Genomic DNA, 7,342 nt, shown 5'->3' on the forward strand with positions numbered 1-7,342 from the left:
TCGTCACCGCCGGAGCAATGGCGGCCGGAACGGGCAGCGCCGCCGAGCCCCCCGGCCGTACGTCCGGCGAGCCGCGCGGCCGCACGCCCGCCGCGATCCCGCTCGACCGCGTCATCCCCGCGCCCGCGTCCGTACGACCGCACGGCCGCCCGTACGAGCTCGACGCCGGGACCCGCGTCCGGGTGCCCGCCGGTTCGCGCGAGGCCCAGCGGGTCGGCGACTACCTGGCGGACCTGCTGCGCCCCGCCACCGGGTACGCCCTGCCCGTCACCACGCGCGGCGGCGACGACGGCATCCGGCTGCGGCTGGCCGACGGGAGGAACGGGGACGAGGAGGGCGATGACGGCGAGACGCGCGGGCTCGGCGCGGAGGGGTACCGGCTCTCGGTCACCCACCGCTCCGTCACCATCAGCGCCCGCACAGCCGCCGGGCTCTTCCACGGGGTGCAGACCCTGCGGCAGCTGCTGCCCGCCGGCATCGAGAAGGACCGCAGGCAGGCCGGGCCGTGGCAGGTCGCCGGAGGTTCCATCGTCGACGTGCCGCGCTACGCGTACCGCGGCGGGATGCTCGACGTCGGCCGGCACTTCTTCACCGTCGGCCAGGTCAAGCGCTATATCGACCAGCTGGCCCTCTACAAGATCAACAAGCTGCATCTGCATCTGTCCGAAGACCAGGGATGGCGCATTGCCATCGACTCCTGGCCCCGGCTGACCACGTACGGCGGCAGCACCCAGGTCGGCGGCGGACCGGGCGGCTACTACACCAAGGACGACTACCAGGAGATCCTCCGCTACGCGCGGAGCCGCTATCTGACCGTGATCCCCGAGATCGACCTGCCCAGCCACACCAACGCGGCGCTCGCCTCGTACGCGCAGCTCAACTGCGACGGCGTCGCGCCGCCGCTGTACACCGGCACGGAGGTCGGCTTCAGCACGCTCTGCGCGCGGAAGCAGATCACGTACGACTTCCTGGACGACGTCTTCCGCGAGCTGGCGGCCATGACGCCCGGCCCGTATCTGCACATCGGCGGCGACGAGGCGTACTCCACGAACCACGAGGACTACGTGACGATCATGGACAAGGCGCAGCCGATCGTCGCCAAGTACGGGAAGACGGTGATCGGCTGGCACCAGCTGACCGGCGCGCACCCGATCAAGGGCGCGGTCGCGCAGTACTGGGGCTACGACAAGACGCCTCCGGCGGAGCGGGCCCAGGTCGCCGAGGCCGCGAAGAAGGGCGCCGGCGTGATCCTGTCGCCCGCCGACCGGTCCTTCCTCGACATGAAATACACCAAGGACACCCCGCTCGGCCTGCACTGGGCCGGGCTCGTCGAGGTCAAGCGGGCCTACGACTGGGACCCCGGCACCTATCTGGCGGGCGTGCCGGAATCGTCGGTCCTGGGCGTCGAGGCGGCGCTGTGGACGGAGACCCTCGCCACGAACCGTGAGCTCGACTTCATGGCGTTCCCCCGGCTGCCGGGCATCGCCGAGCTCGGCTGGTCCCCGGCGAGCACGCACGACTGGGACGCGTACCGCGTACGGCTCGCCGCACAGGCCGAACGCTGGGACGCGCTGGGCTACGACTACTACCGCTCGCCGCAGGTGGACTGGCCCGGGGCGGCGCGGTAGCGGGTCCGCGGCGCTGTCCACGGATATGGCTTCTGACGCCGGGCGGGCCGCTGTCCGGCCCGGCCGCCCGGCGTCCGAGGGTCAGCCGGCCAGGCCCAGCTCGCGGGCGATGAGCATGCGCTGGACCTCGCTGGTGCCCTCGCCGATCTCCAGGATCTTGGAGTCGCGCCACATCCGGGCCACCGGGTACTCGTTCATGAAGCCGTACCCGCCGTGGATCTGCGTGGCCTCGCGCGCGTTCGTCACCGCGATCTCCGAGGAGTAGAGCTTCGCGAGCGCCGCCTCCTTCTTGAACGGTTCGCCGTGCAGCAGCCGGGAGGCGGCGTCGCGCCAGGCGATACGGGCCGTGTGGGCCCGCATGTCCATGTCCGCGATCTTGAACTGGATGGCCTGGTTCGCCCCGATCGGCTTCCCGAACGCCTGGCGCGTGTTGGCGTACTTCACCGACTCGTCCACGCAGCCCTGGGCCAGCCCGGTCGCGAGCGCCGAGATGGCGATCCGGCCCTCGTCGAGGATGCGCAGGAACTGCGCGTATCCCCGCCCCTCCTCGCCCAGCAGATTGGCCGCCGGGACGCGGACGTCGGAGAAGGCCAGCTCACGGGTGTCCGACGCGTTCCACCCGACCTTGGAGTACGCGGGCGCGACCGTGAAGCCGGGGGTGCCGGACGGCACGATGATGGTGGAGATCCGTGGGCGGCCGTCCTCCTTGCGCCCCGTGACGGCGGTGACCGTGACCAGGCCGGTGATGTCCGTGCCGGAGTTGGTGATGAAGCACTTGGCGCCGTTGATCACCCATTCGTCCGTGGTCTCGTCGAGCCGGGCGGTGGTGCGGGTGCCGCCCGCGTCCGAGCCGCACTCCGGCTCGGTCAGGCCGAATGCGCCCAGCAGCTCGCCCGAACACAGCCGCGGCAGCCACTCCCGCTTCTGCTCCTCGGTGCCGAAGCGGAAGATCGGCATCGCGCCGAGCGAGACGCCCGCCTCCAGCGTGATCGCCACGGAGGAGTCGACGCGGGCCAGCTCCTCAAGGGCGATGCCGAGGGCGAGGTAATCGCCGCCCATGCCGCCGTACTCCTCGGGGAAGGGCAGCCCGAACAGCCCCATGCGCCCCATCTCGCGGACGATCTCGTACGGGAACTCGTGCCGCTCGTAGAAGTCGCCGATCTTCGGCGCGACGACGTCATGGGCGAACGCCTCCACCGTGCGGCGGAGTTCTTCGTGCTCGGAACTGAGTCGGTGGTCGATCGGCATCGTTTTCACTGCTCCTTGTGGGAGAGGGCGCGGACGGTGCGGGACGGGCTGGGGCGTCCCAGGTGGGCGGCCATCCACACGCTGGTCGCGGTGAGCAGGCCGAGATCGACTCCGGTTTCGACGCCGAGGCCGTGGAGCATCCACACGAGGTCCTCGGTGGCGAGATTGCCGGTGGCGCTCTTCGCGTACGGGCAGCCGCCGAGGCCGCCCGCTGAGGCGTCGACGACGGCGACGCCGTGCCGCAACGCCTCCAGGGTGTTGGCGAGGGCCTGGCCGTACGTGTCGTGGAAGTGCACGGCCAGCCGGTCCGACCCGACCCCGGCCTCGCCCAGGGCTCTCAGCAGCGCGCCGACGTGACCGGGGGTGGCCACGCCGATCGTGTCGCCGAGGCTCAGCTCGTCGCAGCCGAGGTCGAGGAGCGCGCGGCTGACGCGCACGACCTGGCCGACGGGGACCGGGCCCTCCCAGGGGTCGCCGAAGCACATGGAGAGGTAGCCGCGGACCCGGACGCCGGCGTCCTTCGCCTTGGCGACGACGGGCGCGAACATGGCCAGCGACTCGTCGACCGTGCGGTTGAGGTTCGCCTTGGCGAAGGACTCGGTCGCGCTGCCGAACACGGCGATCTCCCGCACGCCGAGCGCCAGGGCGCGGTCCAGCCCGCGCTCGTTCGGCACGAGGACCGGGAGCCGGACGTCCGGGCCGATGGGGGCCGCGGGGTTGACGAGGGCCGCGGGGCCGGTGGTGTCGGCGGGGTCGCTCAGCAGCCCCATCAGCTGCTCGGCATCGGCGAGCTGGGGCACCCACTTGGGGTGCACGAAGCTGGTCGCCTCGATGGTCGTCAGCCCCGCCGCGGCGAGCCGGCGGATGAACTCCGCCTTCACCTCGACGGGCACCACCGCCTGCTCGTTCTGGAGCCCGTCCCTGGCGCCCACCTCGTGGATGCGGACGCGGGCGGGCAGGCCGTCGGCCGGCACGGTCATCGGCAGCCCGGTGGGCGGCTGGTCGGTCATGATTCCTCCCGCGGTGTCACTACGGCGAGCACCTGGTCCATGGCGACCGTGCTGCCCGCCGTCACATCCAGCTCCGTGACCCTCCCGTCGTGCGGGGCGGCGATCACGTGCTCCATCTTCATCGCCTCCACCACCAACAGGCTCTGCCCTGACGTCACTTCGTCGCCCACCGCCGCCTTGACGACGGTCACCGTGCCGGGCATCGGCGCGGTGAGCGCCCCGGCATGCGCACCCGCCGCCGCGCCGCGCGCCTCGACCGGGTCGTGGTCCTGTACGTGCCAGGCGTCGCCGTCCCGCCCCAGCCAGACGCCCTCCGGGCTGGGGGTGTGGGTGAAGGCGTGGGTGACGCCGGCGTACTCGACGGTGACGCGGCGGGCGCCGGCGGCCTGCGCCCCCGCCTCGTCCTGCTCCGTGGACCCGCTTTCCCGGGTGGTCAGCCTCGCGGCGACGGCGGCCCCGGCGGGCCGGCTCGCCGGAGCCCGGCCGACGCCCGCCTCCGCCGGCGTCGTACGAGCCGCCTGCCCGCTCACCGGGCCTGCCCGGGCCCGGTCGACGGTGACCTTTTCCGGCGTCGTACGAGCCGCCTGCGCGCGGTCCGCGGAGGCCCGGTCGCCGCCGGCCTCCTGTGACGTCGTATGAGCCTCCCGCAGGGCCCCCGGTGCCGCCCCGTCCTCAGCTCCGGCCGCGTCGATCAGGACCTCAGCCGCGTCCGTGAGACCCCGGACCTGCACCGCCACCGGGGCGTGGCCCGGAACGCGCAGATGGTGCACGGTCCACGCGGCCTCGCCGCCGAGCCGCCAGCCGCTCGGCACGGAGAACGGGTCCGTCCAGCCGGGTCGGCCGCTGCCCCCGCCTCCGTACGGGCCTTCTGCCGGCCGCAGCGCCGCGTGGCGCAGCAGCGCCGCCGTCACATACACCTCGTCCGGCACGCCGCGCGGCACCAGCGTGTGCGCGTCCCGGTCGACCAGGCCCGTGTCCATCGTGCCCGCGGCCACCTCGGGGTGGGCGAGGAGCCTGCGCAGGAAGCCGGTGTTGGTGTCGACGCCGAGGATCGTCGTCTCGGCCAGGGCGGCGCGCAGCCGACGCAGCGCGGTGGGGCGGTCGGGGCCGTACGCGATGACCTTGGCGAGCATCGGGTCGTACGCCGTGCCGACCTCGGTGCCCCGCGAGAGGCCGGAGTCCACGCGCACATCGTCCCGGCGGGGTTCGGACAGCGCCCGGACGGTCCCCGCCGAGGGCAGGAACGTCACCTGGCCGTCGTCGGCGCGGGCGGTCTCCGCGCAGATACGGGCCTCCACCGCGTGGCCGGTGAGGGAGACGTCCTCCTGCTCGAAGGGCAGCGGCTCCCCGGAGGCGACCCGCAGCTGCCACTCCACCAGATCGAGGCCGGTGATCAGCTCCGTGACGGGGTGCTCGACCTGGAGGCGGGTGTTCATCTCCATGAAGTAGTACGAGGCGGGGTCGTCGCCGGGCACGATGAACTCGACGGTGCCCGCGCCCGTATAGCCGCAGGAGCGGGCCGCCGAGGCCGCGGCCTCGCCCATCGCGGCGCGGGTCGCCTCGTCCAGCAGCGGGGACGGCGCCTCCTCGATGATCTTCTGGTGGCGGCGCTGGAGGGAGCACTCGCGCTCGCCGAGGTGGACCACGTTGCCGTGGCCGTCGGCCAGGACCTGGATCTCGATATGGCGGGGCCGCTCGACCCACCGCTCCACCAGGAGCGTGTCGTCGCCGAAGGCGCCGCGCGCCACCCGCCGGGCGGCGGCGATCTCCTCGGCGAGCGCCGACGCGTCGTGGACCAGGCGCATGCCCTTGCCGCCGCCGCCCGCCGAGGGCTTGAGCAGCACGGGCATGCCGATCTCGCGGGCGGCCGCGGCCAGCTCGGCGTCGTCGAGGCCGCTGCCCGAGGAACCGGGGACGACGGGCACGCCGGCCGCCCGCACGGTCTCCTTGGCGCGGATCTTGTCGCCCATCAGCTCGATGGCGTCGGCGGGCGGGCCGATGAAGACGAGCCCGGCGTCCGCGCAGGCGCGGGCGAAGGCCGCGTTCTCCGCGAGGAAGCCGTAGCCGGGGTGGACGGCCTGGGCGCCGGAGCGGGCGGCGGCCGCCAGCAGGCGCTCGATGGACAGATAACTCTCGGCGGCGGCCGTCGGGCCGATCCGCACGGCGGTGTCGGCCTCCCGCACATGCCGGGCGTCCGCGTCCGCGTCACTGAAGACGGAGACCGAGCGGACGCCCTGGGCGCGCAGCGTGCGGATGACGCGGACCGCGATCTCGCCGCGGTTGGCCACCAGGACGGTGTCGAACATGCTCATCCCCCATCACATCCGGAAGACGCCGTAGCCCGGCGCCGCGCTGTCCCGCTGGGGGAGTGGCGCGTTGGCGCAGGCGGTGAGGGCGAGCCCCAGCACCTGCCGGGTCTCCAACGGGTCGATGACCCCGTCGTCCCACAGCCGCGCCGTCGCGTAGTAGGCGTTGCCCTGGGTCTCGTACTGCTCGCGGACCGGGGCCTTGAAGGACTCCTCGTCCTCGGCGCTCCACTCCTCGCCGCGCGCTTCGAGCTGGTCGCGCTTGACGGTCGCGAGGACGGAGGCGGCCTGCTCGCCGCCCATCACCGAGATCTTCGCGTTCGGCCACATCCACAGGAAGCGCGGCGAATACGCGCGCCCGCACATGGAGTAGTTGCCCGCCCCGTACGAACCGCCGACCACGACCGTCAGCTTCGGCACGCGCGTGCAGGCGACGGCCGTGACCATCTTCGCGCCGTGCTTGGCGATGCCGCCCGCCTCGTAGCTGCGGCCGACCATGAAGCCGGAGATGTTCTGGAGGAAGACCAGGGGGATGCCGCGCTGGTCGCACAGCTCGATGAAGTGCGCGCCCTTCTGGGCGGATTCGGCGAAGAGGATGCCGTTGTTGGCGACGATGCCGACCGGGTGGCCGTGGATGTGCGCGAAGCCCGTGATGAGCGTCTGCCCGAACTCGGCCTTGAACTCCGCGAACCGGGAGCCGTCCACCACCCGCGCGATCACCTCCCGCACGTCGTACGGCGTGCGGGAGTCGACCGGGACCGCCCCGCGCAGCCCCGCCGGGTCGGCCTTCGGCTCCTCCACGGGCCGTACGGTCCACGGCAGCGCGTCGCGCGCGGGCAGGGTCGAGACGATGGTCCGGACGATCCGCAGGGCGTGTGCGTCGTCCTCGGCGAGGTGGTCGGTGACGCCCGAGACCTTGGAGTGCACCTCGCCGCCGCCGAGCTCCTCGGCGGTGACGACCTCGCCCGTGGCGGCCTTCACCAGCGGCGGTCCGCCCAGGAAGATCGTGCCCTGGCCGCGCACGATGACGGCCTCGTCGCTCATGGCCGGCACATACGCGCCGCCCGCCGTGCAGGAGCCGAGGACCGCCGCGATCTGCGGGATGCCGGCGCCGGACATCCGCGCCTGGTTGTAGAAGATCCGCCCGAAG

5 protein-coding genes are annotated in these 7,342 nt (G+C 73.1%); 1 reads left to right on the forward strand and 4 read right to left on the reverse strand.

Going from position 1 to position 7,342, the window contains the following annotated elements; genetic code table 11:
• Positions 1-17: 17 nt before the first annotated feature.
• Positions 18-1,628 carry a beta-N-acetylhexosaminidase gene (locus ACFU99_RS03815; RefSeq protein ID WP_384385272.1) on the forward strand — a complete coding sequence of 537 codons (1,611 nt, stop codon included), beginning with the start codon at positions 18-20 and terminating at the stop codon, positions 1,626-1,628.
• Positions 1,629-1,709: 81 nt separating this feature from the next.
• Here ACFU99_RS03815 and ACFU99_RS03820 read toward each other — a convergent pair whose 3' ends face one another.
• The 4 genes from ACFU99_RS03820 to ACFU99_RS03835 all read right to left on the reverse strand — a co-directional run.
• Positions 1,710-2,876 carry an acyl-CoA dehydrogenase family protein gene (locus ACFU99_RS03820; RefSeq protein WP_384385254.1) on the reverse strand — a complete coding sequence of 389 codons (1,167 nt, stop codon included), beginning with the start codon at positions 2,874-2,876 and terminating at the stop codon, positions 1,710-1,712.
• Between the two features lie 5 nt (positions 2,877-2,881).
• Positions 2,882-3,886, reverse strand: coding sequence for a hydroxymethylglutaryl-CoA lyase (locus tag ACFU99_RS03825; protein WP_384385257.1), 1,005 nt, complete (start codon positions 3,884-3,886; stop codon positions 2,882-2,884).
• Positions 3,883-6,198 (reverse strand): biotin carboxylase N-terminal domain-containing protein, encoded by a 2,316-nt coding sequence (locus ACFU99_RS03830; protein ID WP_384385260.1) that lies wholly within the window; start codon positions 6,196-6,198, stop codon positions 3,883-3,885. Before ACFU99_RS03830 ends, ACFU99_RS03825 begins: the two co-directional genes overlap by 4 nt.
• A 6-nt stretch (positions 6,199-6,204) precedes the next feature.
• Positions 6,205-7,342 (reverse strand): carboxyl transferase domain-containing protein (locus tag ACFU99_RS03835; protein ID WP_384385263.1); only part of this gene is annotated, 1,138 nt, incomplete at its 5' end.

The organism is Streptomyces sp. NPDC057654, assembly GCF_042800135.1.
GTDB lineage: Bacteria > Actinomycetota > Actinomycetes > Streptomycetales > Streptomycetaceae > Streptomyces.

Coding starts and splice junctions, on each gene's coding strand:
- ACFU99_RS03815 (WP_384385272.1), top strand. CDS start 18: ATGGCGGCCGGAACGGGCAGCGCCGCCGAGCCCCCCGGCCGTACGTCC.
- ACFU99_RS03820 (WP_384385254.1), bottom strand. CDS start 2,876: ATGCCGATCGACCACCGACTCAGTTCCGAGCACGAAGAACTCCGCCGC.
- ACFU99_RS03825 (WP_384385257.1), bottom strand. CDS start 3,886: ATGACCGACCAGCCGCCCACCGGGCTGCCGATGACCGTGCCGGCCGAC.
- ACFU99_RS03830 (WP_384385260.1), bottom strand. CDS start 6,198: ATGAGCATGTTCGACACCGTCCTGGTGGCCAACCGCGGCGAGATCGCG.